The following is a 21,518-nucleotide window of genomic DNA, read 5'->3' on the forward strand; positions in this document are numbered from 1 at the left end:
GAGACGGACGTGTCGAGCAGGTGCGAAAGCAGGGACTAGTGATCCGGCGCCGGCGTGTGGAAGCGGCGTCGCTCAACGGCTAAAAGGTACCCCGGGGATAACAGGCTGATCTTCCCCAAGAGTCCGTATCGACGGGATGGTTTGGCACCTCGATGTCGGCTCGTCGCATCCTGGGGCTGGAGTTGGTCCCAAGGGTTGGGCTGTTCGCCCATTAAAGCGGCACGCGAGCTGGGTTTAGAACGTCGTGAGACAGTTCGGTCCCTATCCGCTGCGCGCGTTGGAGACTTGTGGAGGGCTGTCCCTAGTACGAGAGGACCGGGACGGACGAACCGCTGGTGTGCCAGTTGTTCCGCCAGGGGCATGGCTGGTTGGCTACGTTCGGGAGAGATAACCGCTGAAAGCATCTAAGTGGGAAGCTTGCTTCGAGATGAGGTCTCCTGCCCTGTGGTGGGGGTAAGGCTGCCAGGTGATGACTGGGTTGATAGGCCGGGTGTGGAAGCCTTGTGAGGGGTGGAGCTGACCGGTACTAATAGGCCGAGGGCTTGTCCGCCACGGATGCTGGGTGTTCGCGCACATGTGTCGACCGGTTGCCCGGGTTTTTCCTGGGTGGCTGGTTGTGTCCACAGGTTTTTCCGCCTGCGGGGCCTTTCGGGGTTTGGTGGGCGGTGTGAGTTTGCGGTGGTGATAGCGGGAGGGTGACACCCGGTCCCATTCCGAACCCGGTCGTTAAGTCTCTTTGCGCCGATGGTACTGCCTCCATGGTGGGGGTGGGAGAGTAGGTTGCCGCCGCAATTTTCTTCGTGGGGTGGGGGTTCCGTTTTTTGGCGGGGCTCCCACCCCTTTTTTTTATGCCCGAAAACAGCCCGTTTCTGCCTCCGCCTGGGAAAGGCGGTTCTAATCCTTCCTCTCCCCCGCTGATCGCTGCAGATAGTCCTCCCACGTCTGCTTTCCGTCCGGGTGGCCGGGCGCCAGGTTGGCGCCGCTGCGGAAGGCGGCCGCGGTCTTTCCCGGCAGCGGGATCCTCCGGACCGGCCGCTGCCGGCGGCCGCGGATCCGCTCGTAGGACTCCGCCAGGCCCTCGACGGCGCGGACCTGCGGTCCGCCCATGTCGACAGCCCGGCCTGCGGGCTCCTGCCTGGCCAGCTCGACCAGGTGTTCCGCCACCTCGTCGGCGGCCACGGGCTGGAACCAGAATCCCGAGGGCACCGGGATGAACGGGAACGACTCCGCCTGGCCGAAGACCCAGTCGAGCAGTTCGTGGAACTGGGTCGTGCGCAGGATGGTGGACGGCAGTCCTGACTCCCCGATCAGCTCCTCGACCGCCAGTTTCCCCTTGTAGTACCGGAACGGCACGTAGTCGATTCCGACGATCGATATGTAGATGAAGTGTCGGACGCCGGCCTTCGCCGCCTCCGTCAGAAGATTCGCGCCTGCCGAAACCTCGTCCAGTGGTGAGCCGGGGACGTGGGCGCAGTGCACCACCGTGTCGACACCCGTCAGGGCGTCCGCGAGCCCGCTGCCGGCGACCAGGTCGCCGGTGAACCATCGCTGCCCGTCCCCCTGCGCGGGCGCGGGTCCGCGGCTGAGGACGCGCACCTCCGTCTCGCCGTCGTCGTCGGCCAGGCGCCGGACGATACGGCTTCCCAGCGTCCCTGTGCCGCCTGTCACCAGTATCGGTGTGGGGTTCTTCGCCATGGCCCTGATTCTCCTTCGAGGTCGCGTGCTTGTGCACCGGCGCCGCGCCTTCCCGCCGGCGCTCCCCCGGTGGCGGGCCGCGGAGCCCACCGGTCGGCGGCGCCGGGCCGTGTTCCGGGCCGCAGCCTGTTCGGCCTTGAGGCCGCGCACCGGCACTCGCTCGCGGCCGGCCGACCGATGCGGGCGGTGAGCCGACGGCACGCCCGTCGGTGTGCCTACCCGCTTGGGCACAGATGTGTGTCCTCGGCGGTGAAAAGACGCATGTCCGGTCGGCCCCCTGGCACTCTTGTCGTCAGGTCGACAAATCCGGGAAGGGATACATCGATGCCGATCGCCGTGGACGACGACCGGCTCCGCTTCGCACGGATGAACGCACAGCTTCTGGCGGGGCCGCCCGCGGCGGGGGCGGCGGGCGCAGTACGGGGCGCGGCGGCGCTGCAGGCGCAGGACGCGCAGGCGCTGGGGTTGGCGGTGCGCGCCAGGACCGCCGGCCTGGTGGCCGGCGATGTCCGGCGGGCGGTGGCCGAGGACCGGTCGGTGGTGCGGACCTGGGCGATGCGCGGCACGCTGCACGCGGTGCCCGCGGCCGACGCCGGGTGGATCGTCGGCCTGGTGGGGCCCGTGTTCCTGCGCAGGTTCCGCAAGCGCCGCCTCGATCTGGGCCTGGACGACGCCCTGTGCGAGCGTGCCGAGCACGCGATACGGGAGGTCCTCTCCGATGGCGCGGGCCTGACCCGCGGTCGGCTCGTCGAGGAGTTGAACCGAGTCGGTGTCCCCGTCCCCGCGGCCGGGCAGGCCCCCGCCCACCTGGTCCTCTACGCCGCCCTGCGCGGCGTCGTGTGCCGGGGACCCGACGCAGCGGGCGGGGACGGGGAACCGACCTGCGTCCTGATGCGCGACTGGGTGGGTGCGTGGGAGGCCCGGGACACCGAATCGGCGCTGGCCAGGCTGGCGCGGCGGTACCTGTGGGGCCACGGCCCGGCGGCGCCGGAGGATTTCCGGGCCTGGTCGGGGCTGCCCGCGCCGATGGTGCGCCGAGCCTGGGAGCTGGTCTCGGCCGAGCTGGCCGAGGTGTCCACGAGCCGCGGGCCGACATGGGCGCCCAAGGAGTTCGCCGAATCCCTGCCCACTGCCGCGCCGAACCCGGCGGTGCAGATGGTCGGCTCGTTCGACGCCTACCTGCTGGGCTACCAGGGGCGCGACTCGGCGGTTCCGCCGCGGTATGCGCGCCGTATCGCGCCCGGGGGCGGGATCATCCATCCGGCGGTGCTCGTCGAAGGTTGCGCCGCCGCGCGATGGCGCTGGGGTCGCGGCCGGGAGACCGTCGTCGTCGAGCCGTTCGAGCCCTTGCCCGACGCCCGGTGGAACCCTTGAGGGCCGAGGTCGCCGACATCGGGCGGTTCGCGGGGCTGCGGTCCCTGCGGCTGGACCTGCGCGGTCCCGAGGAGGGTGGCTGAGCGGGCGGCGGGCCCGCGTCACAGGAGGGGTTTCGACACACGCGCCCCCGGCATTCCGCAGCGGGATGTCGGGCACCCGCCGCGACACGGACGTGCGGGCGTGCGCAACAGCTCTGCGGTCCGCGGGGCTAACGACGCCGGGTTCGACCGCCGCCGGGTTCGACACGCACCCCCACTGCGCGCGGGGCCGAAAGTGGCGCACCCGCGCTCGGTCCGGAACGGGAGGAGGGTGGTCAGTCCTCTTCGGTTTCGCTCCCCGTGGGGGTCTCCATCAGCTGGCGCACCAGCGCCATGAACTCTTCGTCGCTCATCGCGGCCCAGTCCACACGCTCGTTCATGGTGGCCGGATTCCCCGTATTCAAGATCAATAAGCCTGAAACAGGTCTTCCCTAGGCTAATTCCCGGTAAAAGGTTCGGGAGTCCGTTGTGCCGGGAGTAAAGGCGTGCGGCAGGACCATCCGGCGCCCAGGCCGCAGCGCGGGGATCGGCGCGCTCAGACGGGTGGGCACATCGTGCCGAAGTCCGGCGGCGTCACCGTCGGCGGTTCACCGCCCCGCGGCATTGGGGGCAGCGGCACCGCTTGTTGTAGCCGGTCAGGGTCCCGTGGGGGAGGTCGGGGTCGCGCTCGGCCGTGAGCGTGGCGTCGAGCTGCTCGCCGAAGGTGGTGAGGATGCGCGCCGCGGAGAACACGCGCTGGGGACTGACACCGAGGTCGCGCGCCGCGTCGTCGATGTGGACACCCTTCCGCAGCTTGGCGATCAGGCGCGAGCGTGTGGGCGGAGGGAGCTCCTCCTCGGCGTTCGCGATGAGCTGCTCGGTGTCGTCGATCGGATGGCTCATTGGGTTCCTTCAGCTGTGCACGGGTGCATGCTCCCGTCGGTCCCTCTGCATCGTATGCGGTCCCGGCGACGTTTCGACGGGGGATGGTGGCCCACCGTGACGAATCGGCCACGGGAATAGGAAGGCGGGCAGTGCGGGTTTGCCCACACGGGAGAGGCCGTTCCGGCCACCCCCGGACGAGGTGCACCGTACCCGGTCAGCGACAAGACGGCGCGTTCGGGAGGTGCCATGTCCTGGCTGCTTCTGGTGCTGTCGGGGCTGCTGGAGAGTGTCTGGGCGACCGCGCTCGCCGCGTCCAACGGGTTCACCCGGCTGTGGCCGTCGCTGGTCTTCGCGGTGGCTCTGGCGCTGAGCATGTCCGGGCTCGCACTCGCGCTGCGAACCATCCCCGTGGGTACCGGATACGCCGTCTGGGTCGGTATCGGAGCGGTGGGCACGGCGGTCGCCGGAATGCTCTGGTTCGGCGAGGCGGCGAGCGCCGCGCGGATCGTCTGCCTGCTGCTGATCATCAGCGGAATCGTCGGGCTGAAACTGCTGCACTGACTTCCCGGCGCCGGACCCGGCGGTGCGCCCCGGTCGCCGCCGCCCGCGAGCGGCGGACGGTCGGCGACCGGGGGCCGCCATGATCCGCTCGCCGGGGGACGATGCGGCGGGGACCGGTTGACCGCATTCGGCCGTGCCTGCGGGCGCAATCCGGGCGCCACCCAATTCCCACCTGCGGATATCCGGCATCGCCCCTGGCAGCGGAGTTCGCCGCGGCCGCATGTCCCGAATTCCCGCTGGTCGCCCCCCGTCACTTCCGACTCGCCCGCGCGCGGCTTCGCGCCGGCGAACGACCCCGGAAAAAGGCGGTCCGGCACCGATTTGTAGAAACGCATTGCTAGAGGCTAGGCCGAGTGCTTCTCTGGAGCCACGAAGCCAGTACTCAGCGTGTACGGGACAGGCGCCATGACCAGCCCCACTGTTCGCCGCCGCAGGCTCTCCGCGGAATTGCGCCGCCGGCGGGTCGAAGCGGGAATGACCCTCAGCGACGTCGCCGATGTACTCGAATGGTCCCCGGCCAAGCTCGGACATATAGAGACCGGTATCCGTAAATGGCCGTCCGTAATGGAGGTTTCCGCACTTCTGAAGCTTTACGGAGTCACCGGCGGGCAGCGCGAGGCCATCCTCACCATGGTCCGCGAGTCGCGGCTGCGCCCCTGGTGGACGGAGTACGAGGACGTCATCTCCTCCGCCTACGTCGGCAACGAGGCGGGGGCCGTCGCCATCGACACCTACGCGGGCATGCTTGTCCCCGACCTGCTGCAGGTTCCCGAGTACACCGCCGCGCTGGCCCGCGCCCAGGGGCACGGCGAACTCGGCACCGAGCGCATGGTGGCGGCGTTCCTCAAGCGGCAGGAGGCCCTCGAACGCGACAGCCTGGAGCGCTATCACGCAGTCGTGGACGAGGACGCCCTCCGCCGGATCAGCGGCGACCCCGCTCTCCTGCACGCCCAGCTGCGGCGGCTCATCGACCTCGGGCGCCGCCACGACCGGGTCGTCATCCGGTTGCTGCCCACCTCGGCCGGCCTGCACGCCGGCAGCGCCGGCCCGTTCACCGTCCTGGAGTTCGACGAGGGCGAGACGTCCCTGGCCTTCGTGGCGGCCACCCACGGCGGCGGGATCGTCGAGTCCGAGGACGCGGTCGCGACCTGCCAGGACGTGTGGCGCCGACTGGTCGAGGCCTCCAGCGGCCCCGAGGCCACCGCGACCACCCTCAACCGGCTCGCCCTGCTGACGTGAAGCCCGGCCATGTCGGGCGGGAACGCGCCGACGGATTGCTAGTCTGCTGGGGAGACAACCCCATAAAGTTCTCTAGTGGCGCCTTCCGCGCAGCGGGCGGGGAACCGGCATCCCGTCCGGATCCCGACCGGCGGTAGCGCGCACGTCCGATATCCGTTTCCGAGACCGAGGAAGGGGTGCACACCATGAAGAAGCTCATCGTTCTGGTGCTGGTGGCACTCGGCGCGTTCGCCGTCTACCGCAAGATCCAGGCGGACCGTGCCGAACTCGACCTGTGGACCGAGGCCACGGCCGGCGACAACTAGCCGGAACCGGCTCCCGCCAGCCACGACACGTCCGCACGTGTCGCTGGCTGCTTTCGGCGTACCGGGAGACGTGGGCGGACGTCGTCCCCTGCGGCCCCCACGCTTCTGGGCCCGACCCGCGAGTGGTGCCTCCTCCAGCCCGAGCGCTGCGCCGGAGAAGAGCGACCGGCACTGCCCGCCACACGGTATGATCGGCACAGATCAAACCGGGGCCATAGCTCAGCTGGCAGAGCGCCGGTTTTGCATACCGGAGGTCAGGGGTTCGACTCCCCTTGGCTCCACGGTTGTCTTCGCAGCACACGCGAACACCAACGGCCGCCCAGGGCCCGGCCCTGGGCGGCCGTCGTGTGTCTGCAGGATCGGCGGCGGATTGTCTCAGGTCGGCGGTAGCGTGCGCGTGGAACGCACGGGATGAGGAACCCGTGGACACGCATCATGGACTAGGGGAAGCCATGACCTATGCGTTCGTCGGTGGCCTGGGCGACGTGGCCGCGCGGCCGCCGCGTGCTGCCCGGATCCCGGCCGCCGAGCGGGGGCTTCGATGAGTGGTGGCCGCGCCGCGAGCCCCGGTGCCGCCGGGGGCCACCATGCGCCCGGCGGGTGGCGCCCGAGCGCGGAACAGCCGCGCCGCAGCAGGCCCGGCCTGTCGGACCTGCGTCGTCTGCGTGCCGAGGAGCCCGCCGACCCGCAGGTGGTCGAGGAGGCCCGGGGGCGCAAGGAGGCCGCGCTGAAGGACTTCGGGGTCACCCAGAGCGCGGTCGTTTCCTGGCTGTACGCCAAGTGCCACCACCACATCCCGACCACCGCGGTGCCCACCGCCGCTGTGGTGGCCACCGGCGACGGTTCCTGCGCCTTGCTGTACAACCCGTACTTCTTCGTCGATCTGGACGCCGACGGCGTCAGGTTCGTGCTCTTCCACGAGGCCCGGCACCTGATGCACCGGCATCTCCATGTGGAGGAGGAGCTGCGCTCCGACCCGGTGTTCGCGCTGGCCGCCGAGGTCGCCATCAACCACGTCGCCCTGCGCAGGTTGAGCCGCTCCGGGCTGCCCACGGTCCCCGTTCATCCGCGCCGGTCGGAGCCGGCACCCGGTCCGGCGGGCACGGGAAGCGGCGCCGCGCTGCCAGAACCGGTCGGTGTCGACCCGGCGCAGGTGTACGAGGCCTACCGGAAGGATCTGGCAGGTCAAGGACTTGAGCCGCTGCCCTATCCCGATTTCAGCGAGACAGACCTCAGGATCTACTCCGAGCTGCGCCGGATGGCGGAGCCTCCCGGCGAAGCGGTGCCGGCCTACTGCGTGCACCTGGACGGCGACCCGGACTCCGGAAGCGGCGGCGGCGGGGTTCCGCTGGACTCCGAAACCGTCGAGCGGCTGGGCGGCGAGGTGCTGCACCAGACGATGCAGGCCGCCCTCCGCGGCAACCGGGTAGCCCGCAGCGAGCTGCTGGAGCTGGCCGACCGCACCGCCGACGGCGGCGAAGGGCTCACCCGGCTGTGGGGCCGACTCGGCCTGGACCGCCTGCGGGGAACCACCCCGAAGACCCGCCGCGTCGACTGGTGGCAGCGCTGGCTGACCGACGTGCTCGGCTCGAAACTGGAGGAGAGCGAACGGCTGGTCTACCCGAAGAAGCACGGCGCGATCATGCTGGCGCTGGGCCACGACCCGATGCTGTCCCGCCGCGGCCCGGAACGCACGAAGGTGGTCCTGATCGCGTTCGACACCTCCGGCTCGATGCCCGACTCCGTGGTCGACTGGATGACCACGCTGGTGGGTCGCACCGACGGGGTTGAGGCCCACTGGCTCGCCTTCGACGGTGCCGTGGCGCCGTTCGTGCCGGGCGAGCGGGTGGTCGGCGGCGGCGGGACCGACTTCCAGAACGTCGTCGACTACGCCGAAGGCCGACTGGAGGTGAACGGCCGGCGGTTCGAAGCCGAACCGGACGCGGTGGTCGTGGTCACCGACGGGCACGCGCCCGCTGTCACCCCCGACGACCCCGACCGGTGGATCTGGCTGATCACCGACGACGGCGACGACTGGCCCGAACGGCACCGCCCCCCTATGGCCTGCCACCGGGTCATGTCCGGACGATGACCGAAGAGAGGACACCAGTGCCCCCTGCCGACCCCTCCGAAGCCGCTACTGACGATGCCACCGACCCGCCCCGGTCCGGGGCCGCCGGTGGGAGGCGGTGGAAACCGAACGCCACCTACCCGGGACCGCCGGCGGAGGGCCCCACCGCGAAGCTGGAGGCGTTCATCGACGCGATGATCGAGACCGGCCAGACCGGGCAGGTCTTCGGTGAGCACGGGATCGGCAAGACGTCGACGTTCATGTCGTATGTGCCCGAGCGGTTCCCCGGCACCAGGGTGGTCGTGCTGCCCGCGGCGAACCTCGCCCCGGACGACCTGCTGGTCAACGCACCGGTGCGGGATGAGCACAGCGGCGAGCTGATGCTCCGCCAGCTCATCATGCGGCAACTGGTTCCGGGTAGGCCGTTCGTGCTGCTCATCGACGACTCGCTGCAGGCCGGAAGCACTGTGCAGTCGCAGCTCATGCAGATCGCCTGCAACTGGGCCCTGGGCGGGTACGATCTGCGCGAGCTGGGATGCGTGGGAGTGTTCCTCACCGACAACGAGTCCCTGGCCGAGACGGGCGTGCGCCGGTCCGACCCGGCGGTTCTGGACCGGATGGTGACCATCCGGCTCGGCGTGAACGACACGGCGTGGCGCCAGGCACTCGCCGACCGCTACCCCGATTGGGACCTGCAGGGCCTGTTCCGGTTGTGGGCGTCCTTCGGTCCGCACCTGCGCTACCTGCTTTCGCCGCGTACGCTCCAGCACGTTCTCGACTGCGCCCGTGCGGGGCTCCCGCTGGCCTGGGGCCTTCCGCTGCTCAACGGCAGCCGGATGGCGCTGGTCGAGCAGGAGGCGGACGGCAGGCCCGCCCGGGACCGCACGGACGAGGTGCTGGACGGCATCGCCGCGGAGGTCGGCGCGCGGAACCCGGCCACCGTGGCCGATCCGGTCCGCCGCATCCTGCGGGCCGCGATGAAGCATCGCTGGGCGGTGCTGCTGCAGGGCCCGCCCGGGTGCGGCAAGACGGAGATCACCAAGCAGGTCGCCCGCGAGGAGACCGGTCGCGAGCCGGTCTACTTCTCCCTGCCGGTGACCAGTGTGGAGGATCTGTGCGTGCCGGTGCCCACCGCGGAGGGGGCGCTCGACGCGATGCTGGCCGAGCCGCTGCTCGCGCCCGAACCCAAGGTGCTGGTGTGGGACGAGTACAACCGTCCGAAGGACAAGTCGACGTTCGCCAAGCTGATGGAGATCACCCAGGAGTGGACGCTCGCCGGGCGGCAGATCCCCGGCCTGCGGGCGCAGGTCGCGTTGCAGAACCCGCCTTACCACTTGGGCCGCAAGCTGCAGGTCGCCGCCAACAACGTGGCCCAGGCCAGCCGCTTCACGGTCAGCTACGAGGTGCATCCCGAGGACATCCCGGCCAACGAGTGGCTGATCTCCACCTACGGCGAGACCGCCGAAACCGTCCTGGAGTGGTGGAAGAACGACATCGGCGACGAGGGCCGCGACTGGGTCACCAAGCGGACCCTGGAGCGGCTGATCAAGCTGCATCAGGTGGGCATGCCGCTGCAGCCGGCGCTGATGTACCTGGGCGACGGTGAGTACGCCCCCGTCCCCCTCTCCGCACTCGAGGCCCGGCTTGCGGAGCGCCGGGTGATCGGGTTGGCCGAGCTCGCCGAGAACCTCTCTGCGTGGGAGGCCCGGCTGTCAGCCGCGTCCGAAACGTCGGAGGAGGGAACCAACGACACCGACCTGGTCCATCAGGTGTTCTCGAACGCCGAGGTCTCGCAGCTGGAGCGGCATCTCGACGTGGTCGCGCGGCTGCTGCCGTATGTTCCGGCCAAGCTGCGCGCCACCTACCTGGTCGGGCAGACCGCCCCGCGGCAGAACTTCTGGCTGACCGCGTTGGCCCGCATGGGTGAGCTCGTCGCGGCGGGGCCGCAGGGTTAGCGGTCGGGCCCGGCCCGCGCCTCGCCCGGGGCCGCGGGCCGCCCAGGCGAATGGCGGCCCGCGGACGCCTCTGGGGCCGATGCCTAGGCCGTGGCGTTCTCCTCCTCTTCCTCTTCCTCGTCCTCCAAGTCCTCGTCTTCGTCGTCCCAGTCTGGGTAGTTGATGTCCCAGTCTTGGTCGATGTCTTCCATCGTGAACGGGCGGATCGCCGGAACCGCGGCGGTGGCCTGCTCGTGCTTGAGGGTCCAGGTGTTGCCGAAGAAGTCGAACCGCAGGTGGTAGCAGTCGTCGGACTCGGTGAAGAGGATCGGCGGGACCAGGAAGTGTGCCGCGTCGACGGTGACCGCGGTGGTGATGAAGTCCTCGGGCGGGGTTACGGGGGGGCCGCCCTGGCAGGCGGCGAAGTTCACCGGTGACGGCGACTCCTTGCCCAGTACGTGGATGCGGTCGCCCTCGACGACGAACCGGTCCGGGTCCAGCAGTACGTCCTCGCCCATCATCACGATCGGCGCGGGCACGACCTCGGCCTTGGCCGCGTCCTGCGCGTCCGTGTAGTGCTTGATGACACCGGCGCTGCGGGTGGTGTCGAACCGGGGATGGATTTCCCCGCAGATGCCGCACGCGCAGTCGGGCATGTCCTCGGTGTTCGGTTCCTCGGGTTCGGGAAACAGCATGGACTTGTCGAACGGCGCCACCGCCGTTCCGCCGCCCCTGTCCTGGAGGAAGGCGGGGATCCACCCGGTCCCCTGGGCCTCGATCGCCTCCGTCTCACACAGGGAGCGGAACGAGTCCTCCCCGATCTTGCAGTTGAAGTAGTCCAGCAGTGTGATCGCGGCGCACACGGCCGGGGAGATGCCGCCGCGCTTGGCGAACCAGAAGTCGTAGCCGTTGGCGACGAAGTGGGTGCCGCGGAAGTCCTTGTGGAGGAACGGCTCCCGGTCTGCTCCGGTGCCGAGGCCCTCCCAGTGCGCCGCGGCGACCCGGTCGTAGTAGGTGTCGGCGTGGCGGGCGAGCTCGGGCGCGAAGACGCTCTCGCCGGTGAGGTAGCAGGCCTTGCTGAACAGGGCGCCGATCTCCGGATCGTGGGCCAGACCGGTTTCGGTGAACACGAGTTCGGTGCGCAGGAAGACCTTGCGCTCGTCGAGGTAGGGCGCTCCCTCGTGCTGATAGCGCTGGTCGAAGACCACGCAGGTGAACGGGTCGATCCGCCTCAGCGCCCCGCCGCCGGCGAGGTCGAGGACGGGCTCTGCCGTGCCGCCGGTGAGGTAGATCAGGACTGTGTAGCGGGAGATGTGCTCGCGGGAGGCGTCGTAGTAGGGGGTGTCGCGGTGGAGGTGGAAGTTCGCGTCGCCCGGTTCGAAACGGTTGCAGCGGAAGACCGGGTTGACGTGGGAGAAGCCCTCCAACAGGGGTTCCGGCACCCCTTCGGTCACCGCCCGGGTGAGCGCGTCGGCCAGCAGCTGCGAGTGGAAGATGAAGCGCTCGCCCCCGCGGGAGGCGGAGTTCAGCGGGGTGACGTAGAGATCCATCGCGTCAAGGCGTCGGAGGCGCTCGCGGTCGGTGCCGGGCAGGCGCAGGGCGAAGGTATAGGCGCCCGGGGCGAACTCGCGGGGATCGGCGAGTTCCAGGTCGAACCCGCCCCCGCTCTCCGACCGGGCGAACACCCGGTCCAGCGGCAGGATGTTCTCGAAGTCGCGGAACGACAGCTCGTGCGGGTCGGCGAACACCGCGGCCAGGTGCGGGGCCTCGCGGCTGGGCCGGGCGAAGAGGTCGCGCACGTCGGCGCCGAGGTCCTCGGCGTCGACGAAGCGCACCGCTTTGAACCGCGCGGTCGGATGCCAGTGCAGCGCCAGTCCGTCGAGCGTCGCTGCGGGGTCGGCGTCGGTCGCATCGACCTCGGCCCGGTACTCGGCGACTTCGTCGGAAGATGCCCCGCTGTTGGAGAGGGCGAAGAAGCGGTCGCGGAGTTCGGTGCTCATGCGTTCCTCCAGTAGCTGCGAATGGCGGGCGGGAGTCGCGGGGAGTCGGCGAGCAGCTTCGCGCCGGCGTCGGAGATGTCGGCGCGGTGGAGCAGGAGCCGCCGGAGCGAGCCGATGAACGGCGCGGCCAGCAGGGCCTGGGCGCCTTCTTCGCCGATCGTGTTGTAGCGCAGGTCGAGCTCGGTGAGATTCGTGAACCGGTGCAGGTCGCGCGCGGCCTTCGCGGTGAGCCGGTTGTGCTGCAGGTGCAGGCGGCGGACTCCGCGAAAGCCCGGCGAGGCGGCGAGCGCCGACAAGCCGTCGTTACCGATACGGCTGTAGCGCAGGTCGAGGGAGTCGAGGAGCCCGGTCGTGTCCCCGGCGGTCGGACCGGTACCGGAGGCCCCGATGCGGAAGAAGGCCGAGGCGGCCAGAGCCTTGGCGCCGAGCGCGCCGAGACCCAGGTAGGGGAACCCGAGTTCGCTGAGCCGGCTGAAGTCGAGGGTCGCGAGGGCGCCCGGGTCGATGGACGGTTCCGGCGCATCGGTTTCCTGCCCGGCGTCGGCCCCGTCATCGAACGCTTCCCAGGCCTGCTCACCTGCCGCCTCGACTTCGGCCTGCTCGATGTCCTCGGTCGGCGAGATCCGCAGCGCGGTCACGAACGGTTCCCGCAGGACCCGGTCGACCAGCATGGGTGCGTCGTCCTCGTCGGACCACTCGACGGCGACCTTCGTGGCGAAGCCGTGGCGTCGGGCGAGAACCGTCGCCCCATCGGGAAGTGCCGCGTCCCAGGCCTGCCGGTGGGCGCTCGCCAGTTCGTCGATCTCCTGCTGCACGCCGACGCGGTCGACGGGGCGGAGCCGGTCGCGGCGCTGTTCGAGGCGGATCAGCGTCCCGCGAGCGTCGCCGCGCTCCTCCAGCAGGGCGGCGTAGTCCAGCCACAATTGCCGATCGCCGGGGCGCTCACGCAACGCCTGTTCGATATCGGTGATTTTCATCGCGGGAGAATAGCACCGCCCGCGGACGGGAAAACGCCGCCGCCCATCCGGTCGAATTCCTGTCGGCGCGGTCCGCGCGCACCCGCGTTTGGAGCTTCGGTTCCGGGCGCCGAGAGGCGCCTCCGGGAGCCGCCGCGCCCGGTGTGCAATTGTCGGGACCCTGTGCTGCGGTAACGCATATTTATCGAGGTGGGCAAGGGTAGATCTCCTGTTGCGGGGATTGCACCAACACGGTTCGCCTTCCTCAGGATGGGGTGGCCGTATGACATTCGCGGATTTGCGAATGTTCGAGTCGATGATTCGCGTTCCGGGGGATGGCGGTTCATCGTCGCTCGCCGGCCCATAGCGAGTACTCGACGGGATTCATTCGCGGACACGTGAGAACGCGGAGACGCGAGGCGCTGAAAGCGGAGTCCCGGGCTGCGCCGGCCAGCCCCCGGGTGTCCTGCCGACCGGGCGGTCGCGGTGCGGTGGACCGTTCGGCGGCCGAGCGGTTCCGGTCGGCGGTCGAAGCGCCGGCCGGTCCGGCGGTGCGGAACTGTCCGGCGTCCGCGCCCGCGCGAAAAGCCTGGTCGCGATCGACCGGTGTCCGGCGAGGGTTGTAACGGAAAAATTCCGGAAATGAGAACGGGGACATCCCCCAACAAGCGAAGGAGGGCTTGTGAAAGCCCTGAAGCTGATAGCGCATTGCCTGATGAGCGCCGTGCTTACGGCGGCCGCCCTGGCCGGGCTCGCTGCGCCGGCGTCGGCGGCGACGCTGCAGGAGGTCACCGACTTCGGGCCGAACCCGAGTGGCCTGCGCATGCACGTCTACGTTCCGGACGACGTCGACCCCCGGCCCGCGATCGTGGTCGCCGTGCACTACTGCACGGGCGACGGGCCGGCCTTCTACAACAACACCGAGTTCGCCGACCTGGCCGACCGGATGGGTTTCATCGTCGTCTACCCCACCGCCACCCGAAGCGGCGGGTGCTTCGACGTCTACACCGAGGAAGCCTTGACCCGCGGCGGCGGGAGCGACCCGGTCTCCATCAAGTCCATGGTCGACTGGACGCTGCGGGAGTACGACGGCGATCCGGACCGGGTCTATGCGACCGGAGCCTCCTCCGGCGGCATGATGACCAACGTCCTGCTCGCCGACTACCCCGACGTGTTCGCCGCGGGCGCCGCCTTCATGGGCGTTCCGTTCGGCTGCTTCGCCACGACGCCCCCGAGCGAGTGGAACGGCGACTGCGCCGACGGGCGGATCACCAAGTCCCCCGAGGCCTGGGGCGACCTCGTCCGCGGTGCGTATCCCGGATACTCCGGCCCCTACCCGCGCATGCAGCTTTGGCACGGCACCCAGGACTCCACGCTGGACTACGCCAACTTCACCGAAGAGATCAAGCAGTGGACCGACGTGCACGCAGTGAGCCCGACTCCGGTGTTCACCGACAACCCGCGATCCGGCTGGACCCGCACCCGCTACGGCGGCGCCGGCACCACGGCACCGGTGGAGGCGATCAGCGTGCAGGGCGTCGGGCACACTCTGCCACTGAGCGGCATGGCGGCGATGGCGGTGGAGTTCTTCGGCCTCGACGCCGAGGACCCGGGAACCGAACCGCCCGAGCCTGAGCCCGAGCCGTCCGCCGAATGCCGGGGGGACTACCGCGTCAACGCCTGGAACACCGGCTTGACCGGCTCCGTCACCATCGCCAACACCGGCACCGCCCCCGTCGAGGACTGGTCGCTGGAGTTCACCCTGCCCCAGGGGCAGGCCATCACCTCCGGGTGGAACGCCACCTACTCCCCGCAGAGCGGTGCGGTGACGGCCGAGGCGATGCCCTACAACTCCATGATCGCTCCCGGGGCCTCGATCGACATCGGCTTCCAGGCCACTCACACCGGCAACACCGACTCCCCCGACTCCTTCCGGTTCAACGGAGCCGTCTGCACAGCCGGCTGATGCACGCGGCGCCGCCCCGGTCGCGGACCGGGGCGGCGCCGTCGCGTGAGAAGCGGTGTTCGCTCGCGGAACTACGCGGGCTGCGGGGCGCGCTCCGGTGCGGGCGCGGGCGCGGGTGTGTAGGGGCGCGAGTGGGGGACACCCGCGTGCGGACGCGGGCGGGGGCGCAGGGCGGTGCGCGAGCACATCCGGCACGGGCAGCGGTGGTGCGGTGCGATCGTCATGGTCAGATTCTCGCCGCCGCCACCGACAAAAACCTGAGTACGCGTACTCGGTCGCACCGCGGCCGGCGAGCAGGTGGAAAGCCCGGTCAACCGTCCCCGAGCGCGCGCGCCAGCAGTTCGCGCAGCCGCGCCCGGTCGGATTCGCCGAGCGCGCCGAGGAACCGGTGCTCGGCTTCGGCGACCCGCTGCCGGCCCTGCTCCTGGGTGTCGCGGCCGGCGGGCGTGAGGGTGAGCAGGTAGGCCCTCCGGTCGGTGGGACTCCGGCGCCGTTCGACCAGGCCGTCGCCGTCGAGGCCGTCGACGACGCCGACGACGGTCGTGCGGTCGATGCCCAGCCGCCGCCCGAGTTCGTGCTGGGTCATGGGGCCTTCATCGGCGAGCACGGTGAGCGCTGCCTGCTGTTTCACGCTGACGTGCAGCGATGACAACTCGTCGGCCTCGGCGTCGAGGGCGCGGAAGTACAGCTTGCCGAGCAGGAAGCTGAACCTGTTCAGCAGCGACGGAGGATACGCGGACCCACTGGCCATGCCGGCGAATCTAGCAGGGGCGGGAGATGGCAGGACGGGGATTGCGAGGATTGCTGATAATCAGAAACACTGAGTATCTCGATCGGCGCTCCGTCCCAGCGGCGTTCCGCAGGGCTTCGGAGCCGTTCGCCACCCGGCCGACGCATCGAAGAAGTGAGGAAGCCATGCAGAGGGTCCAGGCCGCCCGGTTCGGCGGCCCCGAGGTGCTGGAGTTCGGCCGGGCGCCGGATCCCGTCGCCGGCGAGGGAGAGGTCGTGATCGACGTCGCGGCCGCCGACGTGCTCATGCTCGACGTCCTGGTGCGTCGCGGGGCGCCGGGCCCGTGGGCCGTGCAGCCGCCTTTCGTGCCGGGTACCGGTGTCGCCGGCCGCGTCGTTTCGGTAGGACCGGGCGCTGACCCCGGATGGATCGGCCGCCGGGTCGCGGCCAAGCCGGGGAGCGCGGTCGTCAGCGCCGACTTCGGCAGTGTGGCCGAGGCGGCCGAGGGGACGGCGCCGACTGGCGGTTACGCCGAGCTGACCGCCGCTCGCATCGATCTTCTCCTGGAGGTGCCCGACGGCGTCGGACTCCGTGATGCGGCGGCGCTGGTCAACGACGGTATGACGGCAATGCGGATCATCCAGGCGGCCGGGATCGGCGGCGGCGAGACGGTGCTGGTGACGCCGGCCGGGGGCGGCCTCGGCAGCCTGCTCGTGCAGAGCGCCGCGGCGGCGGGCGCCACCGTGATCGCGGCGGCCCGCGGCCGGCGCAAGCTCGACCTCGCTCGCGGGCTCGGCGCCGCCCACGCCGTCGACTACTCCGAGGAGGGCTGGACCGAACATGTCCGCGAGGCGGTCGGCGGCAGCGGCGTGGACCTCGTGCTCGACGGGGTGGGCGGCGAGATCGGCGCCTCCTCCTTCGGCCTTACCGCGCGCGGCGGCCGCTTCTTCGCGTTCGGCGCGCCCGCAGGCGGGTTCACGCGGATCGATCCGCAGCAGGCCCGGACGCGGGACGTCGCCGCGGTGGGGCTGATGCAGCTGCCGATGGCGCCGGGCGACCACACGCGCCTGACCGGGGCCGCACTGGCCGAGGCCGCCGCCGACCGCCTCAGGCCGACGATCGGGCAGACCTTCCCGCTCGGCCAGGCGTCCGAGGCGCACAGGGCCGTCGAGCAGCGCGCGGTCGTGGGCAAGACACTGCTGCTGCCGTGACGCCCTGACACGTCCGGCGCTCCGCTCGGCCGCCGCCGTGCCTGCAGGCCGCGACCGCGGCCGCTCCGGCACGTGTGTGTGCCGTTCTCGGCGGCGGAGTGAGCCGGCCGCCGCGGCCCTCGCGCGCGCGGCGGGTTCGGCGGACCGTGAGCAGGGCGCCCGCACGGGGCGGGCGCCCCATGCCGGCCTACTGGACCCCGAAGCCGCCGACGGGGGAGCGCAGGCCGTCGGGCCGGGACTCGGCGACCGCCCGGTCCGCGGTCTCCGGGGGCCTCCCGGCGCCGCGGACCAGGTAGGCGATCTCGATGGAGCAGGCGTCCCTGCGGGCGCGCACCGGATCGGTCAGGTAGAACTCGAACCTGCCGCCCCACACCTCGCTCCTGCCCTCGCCGCGGTTCACCCACGCGAGTCCGCGCTCGGCCGCCCACTCCTGCAGTCGGGCGTGCGCGCCGTCGATGCGCTCGGGGGCGCCGTCGTGGACCAGCGCCACGTAGTCGCCCGCGGGGATGCACCCGGCGATCACGCGGCCGTCCCCGCGGACCGTGTCGTCGACCGGGACGCCCACCTCCAGGATGTGCTCGCGGTCGCCGCCTCCGATCACCCAGTACCGGAAGAACGGCGGCCCCGCGGCGGCGATCCCCTTGCCGCTCAGCCAGTGCCGGACCTCGGTGACGAGCGCGGCCGCCTTCTCCCATTCGCGCGTGGTCACCTTCGCCGGGATCGCGACATAGGGCTGCTCGGCGCGCACCTCGTATCTGGCCTCGTACCCGGGTTCACTGGTCATCGACTCCCCCCGCTTCTGCTTCGCCTCACCGCCGCGCCGCTCCCCCGCGGCCGCGACGGACTGACCACTCTCGGCCACTCTCCTCCCTCACCGGGCAAACCGCCCGGAAGGACACGGTCCGGCGGCCAACCGGCGCACATCCGCGCGTCCCGCCGCCCGTACCGCCCCGGCGCGGGGCGCCGCCGCGCGCCGAGCCGGGCCGAAGCAGGCCGCCGCGGTCCCGGGCGCGACCGCCGGTCACCGCATAGTCTGGAAAACCGACGGGCGTCCTCCCCCAGACCCCGAACCAGGGAAGCGTCAGGGGCTTCCCCCATACCCGAAGCGCCGCGAACGGCGCATCATGGAGATGGGAAGCACCCGCGAACGCCGCCTCCGGCGGTAGAGCGTCGAGGAGTTGAGGGTGGCTGTGCACGAACCGCCGTCCCGACCGCCCGCGGGCGGAAGGTGGGACCCAGTGCCCGAACGCCGCCGAAGCGGCGGCAAGGAGCTGCGCCTGACCCACGCCGACCGCGACACGGCGGTCGAGACCCTGCGTGAGGCCTACGCCTCCGGACAGCTGGACGAGAACGAGCTCGAAGAGCGACTCGGACTGGCCATCAACGCCAAGTTCCCCTCCGATCTGGAACCCCTGCTGGCCGACCTGGTGTCCTCGCGGCAGGGGGTGCCCGGCCGGAGTGCCAAGGCCCCCGCGGCCGACGACGGACCGCTTTCCGCCGCCGACCGCCTGCTGGCCGCGGCCGGACACTTCTCCGGGTACTTCTCCTTCGTCGGCCCGCTGCTGATGCTGCTGGTGAGCCGGGAGACCAGCCCGTTCGTGCGCCGGCACGTGACCGAGGCGCTGAACTACCAGCTCACCATCGCCGTCGGCGGCATCGTCGCCATGGGGCTCTTCTGGCTCCTCGTTCCCCCGTTCCTGTGGGCCCTGATGCTGGTGGGCTGGATGTTCCTGCCCGCGGTGGCGGGTTTCTTGGCCCTGGTCGGCGGAGAGATGCGCTACCCCTTCACGTGGCGCCCCGTCCGCGACGATCCGCCCCGCGAGGGCTAGGCCGTGCGCTGCGCGGCCCCGTTGCGGCGCTGAGGCGCCCGTCCGTGCGCCGCCGCGCCCGGTGGGCGGCTCCACGGGCCCCGGACGGCAGAAGGCCCCGCCGGCGCTGCCGGCGGGGCCGTGGTGCATACGGCTCGGGGGCGACCCGGCCGGTCACTGCGTGACGCGGCCATTGAGGTCGCTGGCGGCCTGCTTGGCACCGGAGGAGGCGGTGTCCTTGGCCTCCTTGGCGTCGCCCTTGAGCTCGGCGCCGGTTCCCGTCACCTTCTCTTTGGCGTTCCTGGCCTTGGCGGCGAGCTGGTCGCGGGTCTCGCGGACCTGGTCGCGCGCCTGGTCGAGGTTCTCCTGCCACCGGGCGTCCTGAGCGGCCTGGCGCAGCCGCACCACGCCGTAGAGCGCGGCGGCGCCCGCCACGGCCGCTCCGGCGAAGACGAGGCTGCGCGGAACCCCGCGGCGGCCGCGGCGACCCAGGCGCATGCCGCGCTTGGGCTTGGGCGGTTCCACCCTGGTAGCCGCGGTGTTGAGGAGGTCTGCCACGCGGGGCGCGACGGTGTCCTCGACGCGGTGCGCGGCGGTTTCGAGGCGGGGGGCGGTCCATCCGCGTGCCTGGTAGAGGCGCTCGGCGGCAAGCTGCCGAGCCTGGTCGGCATAGGGGCCGAAGCGCTCGGACTGTTCGCGGGTGAGCTGCTGCAAACGGGCCAATGCCGCCTCAGTCTCGAAGCCGCCCTTGTGGCGCTTCAGTGTTCTGGGCACGGTGACCTCCTTTTCCTTCAGTCTCGATGTGCCCCTGCCCGGTAGCAGGCGACCTATGCGCGTGGTCCCGGTTACACCGGTCGCCGACCGGGCCGCCGCAGGGCTGCCACGCGGGCTTTTCGGGCGTTATCCACGCGTTATCACCAACATACTGTGCATTCGCCGAAACGCCGCCGATCCGACACGCGAAGGTCCGAGTCGGCCGGAGTCGGCCGCGGAGACCCTCGGGACACGCGGCTTTCGTCCCCGTCCGCGGACCGTCCCGCGCGTGCCGCTGTGCGGGAACGGGAGCGGGGCGGCTGCGGGTAACGTGGGGCGCGCAAGCGACAACTACGGAAAGGCGCACCCAGGTGTCCGAGGTCAACGGTCAGCCCCGCGCGCGGCTGAACACCACCCAGGGGACGATCGTCGTCAAGCTCTTCGCGGAGCAGGCCCCCGAGACGGTTGAGAACTTCATCGGCCTGGCGGAGGGGACGAAGCAGTGGATCGACCCCACCACGGGCAAGCCCAGCACCGCGCCGCTGTACAACGGCACGATCTTCCACCGGGTCATCGACGGCTTCATGATCCAGGGCGGCGACCCGCTGGGCAACGGCCGCGGCGGCCCCGGCTACAAGTTCAAGGACGAGTTCGACCCCTCGCTGAAGTTCGACCGCCCTTACCTGCTGGCCATGGCCAACGCCGGTCCCAACACCAACGGCTCGCAGTTCTTCATCACGGTGGGCACCCCCGACTGGCTGAACCGCAAGCACACCATCTTCGGCGAGGTCGTCTCGGGCACCGAGATCGTCGACAAGATCTCCAAGGTCGCCACGAACGCCCAGGACCGTCCGCTGGAGGACGTCGCCATCACCTCCGTCGAGATCGAGCGGTCCTAGGCGGCGGCTGCAGCCATGGAATCCTCCCCCGCTGACGGCTCCGGGCCGGGCGCCGCGCACGTACCCACCTGCTACCGGCACCGCGGCCGCGAGACCTATCTGCGGTGCTCCCGGTGCGACCGCCCCATCTGCCCCGACTGCATCCGCGAGGCGCCGGTGGGCCAGCATTGCCCCGAGTGCGTCGCCGAAGGCAACCGCAGCGTGCGGCAGTCGCGCACCGTCTTCGGCGGCCGGGTGATCTCGCGGCCCGTCGTGACCTGGACGCTGCTCGGCCTGATGGGAGCGGGGTTCCTGGCCCAGCTCGCCGATCCGGGCCAGCGGATGACCGTCCTGTTCGCGATGTACGGCCCCGCCGTCGCGGGCAGCGGGGAGTGGTACCGGCTGCTCACCTCGGCGTTCCTGCACGGCGGGGTGACCCATCTGCTGTTCAACGCCCTGGCGCTGTACATCCTCGGCCGGCAGGTCGAGGCGGTGCTGGGGCACGCGCGTTACATCGCGCTGTGGGTCCTCAGCGCCGCCGGCGGGTCGGTGCTGAGCCTGCTGCTGGCGCCGCAGGAATGGTCGGTGGGGGCCTCGGGCGCCATCTTCGGGCTGTTCGGCGCGGTCTTCGTGATCGGCCGCCGGCTGCGGCTGGACATCCGGTTCATCGTCGGCCTGCTGGTGGTGAACCTGCTGATCACGTTCCTGGTGCCCAACATCTCCTGGACCGGGCACATCGGGGGCCTGATCACCGGAGCGCTACTGGCGGCCGGATACGCCTACCTGCCGCTGGGCAGTCGCACGGGCGCGGCCGGGCGGCGCGGGCAGGCGCCGGCCCACTGGCTGGCCACCGCGGGAGTGGCCGTGCTGCTGGTGGGAGCGGGGATCGCGGGCGCCGCGCTGCTGCGGCAGGGAATCCTCCTGCTTGGACCGTAGCGGCCGCGCGCGAGGCGCGCCCGCCCGCCGCGGTGCGGCGCGCCTCGCGCGCGGGACGGCATAGCAGGGCCCCGCGCCGGCGAATCGGCACAGGGTTGTCGCGACATGCGAAAAACCGCTGCCCACAGCCTGTGGATAACCCTGTGGACAGCCGACTGCCCGGTTGTAGCGGTGATAAGCGGCGGTCGGATGAATG

The 21,518-nt window shown here is 71.0% G+C and carries 18 protein-coding genes, 1 tRNA gene, 2 rRNA genes and 1 riboswitch; of the genes, 14 read left to right on the forward strand and 7 right to left on the reverse strand.

What is annotated here, in order from left to right; translation table 11 throughout:
* Both FZ103_RS23250 and rrf read left to right on the forward strand, forming a co-directional pair.
* Window positions 1–550 (forward strand): 23S ribosomal RNA (locus tag FZ103_RS23250); the annotation flags it as partial.
* 124 nt (window positions 551–674) lie between these two features.
* Window positions 675–792 (forward strand): 5S ribosomal RNA (gene rrf / locus FZ103_RS23255).
* A 102-nt stretch (window positions 793–894) separates the two neighbouring features.
* Here the strand turns inward: rrf and FZ103_RS23260 are convergent.
* Window positions 895–1,695 (reverse strand): SDR family oxidoreductase, encoded by an 801-nt coding sequence (locus tag FZ103_RS23260; RefSeq protein WP_156004247.1) that lies wholly within the window; start codon window positions 1,693–1,695, stop codon window positions 895–897.
* A gap of 324 nt (window positions 1,696–2,019) precedes the next feature.
* On the opposite strand from FZ103_RS23260, the gene FZ103_RS23265 reads away from it, so the two are divergent.
* Window positions 2,020–3,069 carry a winged helix DNA-binding domain-containing protein gene (locus tag FZ103_RS23265; RefSeq protein WP_186356757.1) on the forward strand — a complete coding sequence of 350 codons (1,050 nt, stop codon included), beginning with the start codon at window positions 2,020–2,022 and terminating at the stop codon, window positions 3,067–3,069.
* 614 nt (window positions 3,070–3,683) lie between these two features.
* On the opposite strand, the gene FZ103_RS23270 is transcribed toward FZ103_RS23265, so the two are convergent.
* The gene (locus FZ103_RS23270; RefSeq protein ID WP_156004251.1) at window positions 3,684–3,992 is read right to left on the reverse strand and encodes a hypothetical protein; all 309 of its coding nucleotides are present in this window, start codon (window positions 3,990–3,992) and stop codon (window positions 3,684–3,686) included.
* Window positions 3,993–4,142: 150 nt separating this feature from the next.
* Window positions 4,143–4,209: riboswitch (guanidine-III (ykkC-III) riboswitch) on the forward strand.
* An 11-nt stretch (window positions 4,210–4,220) separates the two neighbouring features.
* Here FZ103_RS23270 and FZ103_RS23275 point away from each other — a divergent pair.
* The 6 genes from FZ103_RS23275 to FZ103_RS26120 all read left to right on the forward strand — a co-directional run bounded on the left by FZ103_RS23275 (window position 4,221) and on the right by FZ103_RS26120 (window position 10,105).
* Complete coding sequence (locus FZ103_RS23275) at window positions 4,221–4,535, forward strand: multidrug efflux SMR transporter (protein WP_156004253.1); 315 nt, start codon at window positions 4,221–4,223, stop codon at window positions 4,533–4,535.
* 474 nt (window positions 4,536–5,009) lie between these two features.
* The gene (locus tag FZ103_RS23280; RefSeq protein ID WP_255430278.1) at window positions 5,010–5,774 is read left to right on the forward strand and encodes a helix-turn-helix transcriptional regulator; all 765 of its coding nucleotides are present in this window, start codon (window positions 5,010–5,012) and stop codon (window positions 5,772–5,774) included.
* Window positions 5,775–5,959: 185 nt separating this feature from the next.
* The gene (locus FZ103_RS25220) at window positions 5,960–6,079 is read left to right on the forward strand and encodes a DLW-39 family protein (RefSeq protein WP_222936842.1); all 120 of its coding nucleotides are present in this window, start codon (window positions 5,960–5,962) and stop codon (window positions 6,077–6,079) included.
* A 208-nt stretch (window positions 6,080–6,287) separates the two neighbouring features.
* Window positions 6,288–6,360: transfer RNA gene (locus FZ103_RS23285), tRNA-Ala, on the forward strand.
* Window positions 6,361–6,620: 260 nt separating this feature from the next.
* Window positions 6,621–8,171 carry a hypothetical protein gene (locus tag FZ103_RS23290; protein ID WP_156004257.1) on the forward strand — a complete coding sequence of 517 codons (1,551 nt, stop codon included), beginning with the start codon at window positions 6,621–6,623 and terminating at the stop codon, window positions 8,169–8,171.
* A gap of 17 nt (window positions 8,172–8,188) precedes the next feature.
* Window positions 8,189–10,105, forward strand: a complete 1,917-nt coding sequence (locus FZ103_RS26120) for an ATP-binding protein (protein WP_343233672.1) — start codon at window positions 8,189–8,191, stop codon at window positions 10,103–10,105.
* Window positions 10,106–10,188: 83 nt separating this feature from the next.
* Here the strand turns inward: FZ103_RS26120 and FZ103_RS23300 are convergent, their stop codons facing one another.
* Both FZ103_RS23300 and FZ103_RS23305 read right to left on the reverse strand, forming a co-directional pair.
* A complete protein-coding gene (locus FZ103_RS23300) occupies window positions 10,189–12,084 on the reverse strand; it encodes a hypothetical protein (RefSeq protein ID WP_156004261.1) in 1,896 nt (631 codons plus the stop codon).
* Window positions 12,081–13,061: a hypothetical protein gene (locus FZ103_RS23305; RefSeq protein WP_156004263.1), complete on the reverse strand. Its 981-nt coding sequence runs from the start codon at window positions 13,059–13,061 to the stop codon at window positions 12,081–12,083. Before FZ103_RS23305 ends, FZ103_RS23300 begins: the two co-directional genes overlap by 4 nt.
* A gap of 661 nt (window positions 13,062–13,722) precedes the next feature.
* On the opposite strand from FZ103_RS23305, the gene FZ103_RS23310 reads away from it, so the two are divergent.
* The gene (locus FZ103_RS23310) at window positions 13,723–15,006 is read left to right on the forward strand and encodes a PHB depolymerase family esterase (protein ID WP_343233673.1); all 1,284 of its coding nucleotides are present in this window, start codon (window positions 13,723–13,725) and stop codon (window positions 15,004–15,006) included.
* 310 nt (window positions 15,007–15,316) lie between these two features.
* Here the strand turns inward: FZ103_RS23310 and FZ103_RS23315 are convergent, their stop codons facing one another.
* A complete protein-coding gene (locus FZ103_RS23315) occupies window positions 15,317–15,757 on the reverse strand; it encodes a MarR family winged helix-turn-helix transcriptional regulator (RefSeq protein ID WP_156004265.1) in 441 nt (146 codons plus the stop codon).
* 164 nt (window positions 15,758–15,921) lie between these two features.
* Here FZ103_RS23315 and FZ103_RS23320 point away from each other — a divergent pair, with 164 nt between their 5' ends.
* Complete coding sequence (locus FZ103_RS23320) at window positions 15,922–16,947, forward strand: zinc-binding dehydrogenase (RefSeq protein ID WP_156004267.1); 1,026 nt, start codon at window positions 15,922–15,924, stop codon at window positions 16,945–16,947.
* A gap of 187 nt (window positions 16,948–17,134) precedes the next feature.
* Here the strand turns inward: FZ103_RS23320 and FZ103_RS23325 are convergent, their stop codons facing one another.
* Window positions 17,135–17,809 carry an AraC family transcriptional regulator gene (locus tag FZ103_RS23325; protein WP_186356758.1) on the reverse strand — a complete coding sequence of 225 codons (675 nt, stop codon included), beginning with the start codon at window positions 17,807–17,809 and terminating at the stop codon, window positions 17,135–17,137.
* Between the two features lie 376 nt (window positions 17,810–18,185).
* Between FZ103_RS23325 and FZ103_RS23330 the strand changes: the two genes are divergently transcribed.
* A complete protein-coding gene (locus tag FZ103_RS23330; RefSeq protein ID WP_186356759.1) occupies window positions 18,186–18,776 on the forward strand; it encodes a DUF1707 and DUF4870 domain-containing protein in 591 nt (196 codons plus the stop codon).
* Between the two features lie 153 nt (window positions 18,777–18,929).
* On the opposite strand, the gene FZ103_RS23335 is transcribed toward FZ103_RS23330, so the two are convergent.
* Complete coding sequence (locus tag FZ103_RS23335; RefSeq protein ID WP_186356760.1) at window positions 18,930–19,529, reverse strand: YtxH domain-containing protein; 600 nt, start codon at window positions 19,527–19,529, stop codon at window positions 18,930–18,932.
* Between the two features lie 350 nt (window positions 19,530–19,879).
* Here FZ103_RS23335 and FZ103_RS23340 point away from each other — a divergent pair, with 350 nt between their 5' ends.
* Both FZ103_RS23340 and FZ103_RS23345 read left to right on the forward strand, forming a co-directional pair.
* Window positions 19,880–20,407 (forward strand): peptidylprolyl isomerase, encoded by a 528-nt coding sequence (locus tag FZ103_RS23340; RefSeq protein WP_186356761.1) that lies wholly within the window; start codon window positions 19,880–19,882, stop codon window positions 20,405–20,407.
* 15 nt (window positions 20,408–20,422) lie between these two features.
* Window positions 20,423–21,322: a rhomboid family intramembrane serine protease gene (locus tag FZ103_RS23345; protein ID WP_156004271.1), complete on the forward strand. Its 900-nt coding sequence runs from the start codon at window positions 20,423–20,425 to the stop codon at window positions 21,320–21,322.
* Window positions 21,323–21,518: the final 196 nt, after the last annotated feature.

This window comes from Streptomonospora sp. PA3, assembly GCF_009728995.1.
Taxonomy (GTDB): Bacteria; Actinomycetota; Actinomycetes; order Streptosporangiales; family Streptosporangiaceae; genus Streptomonospora.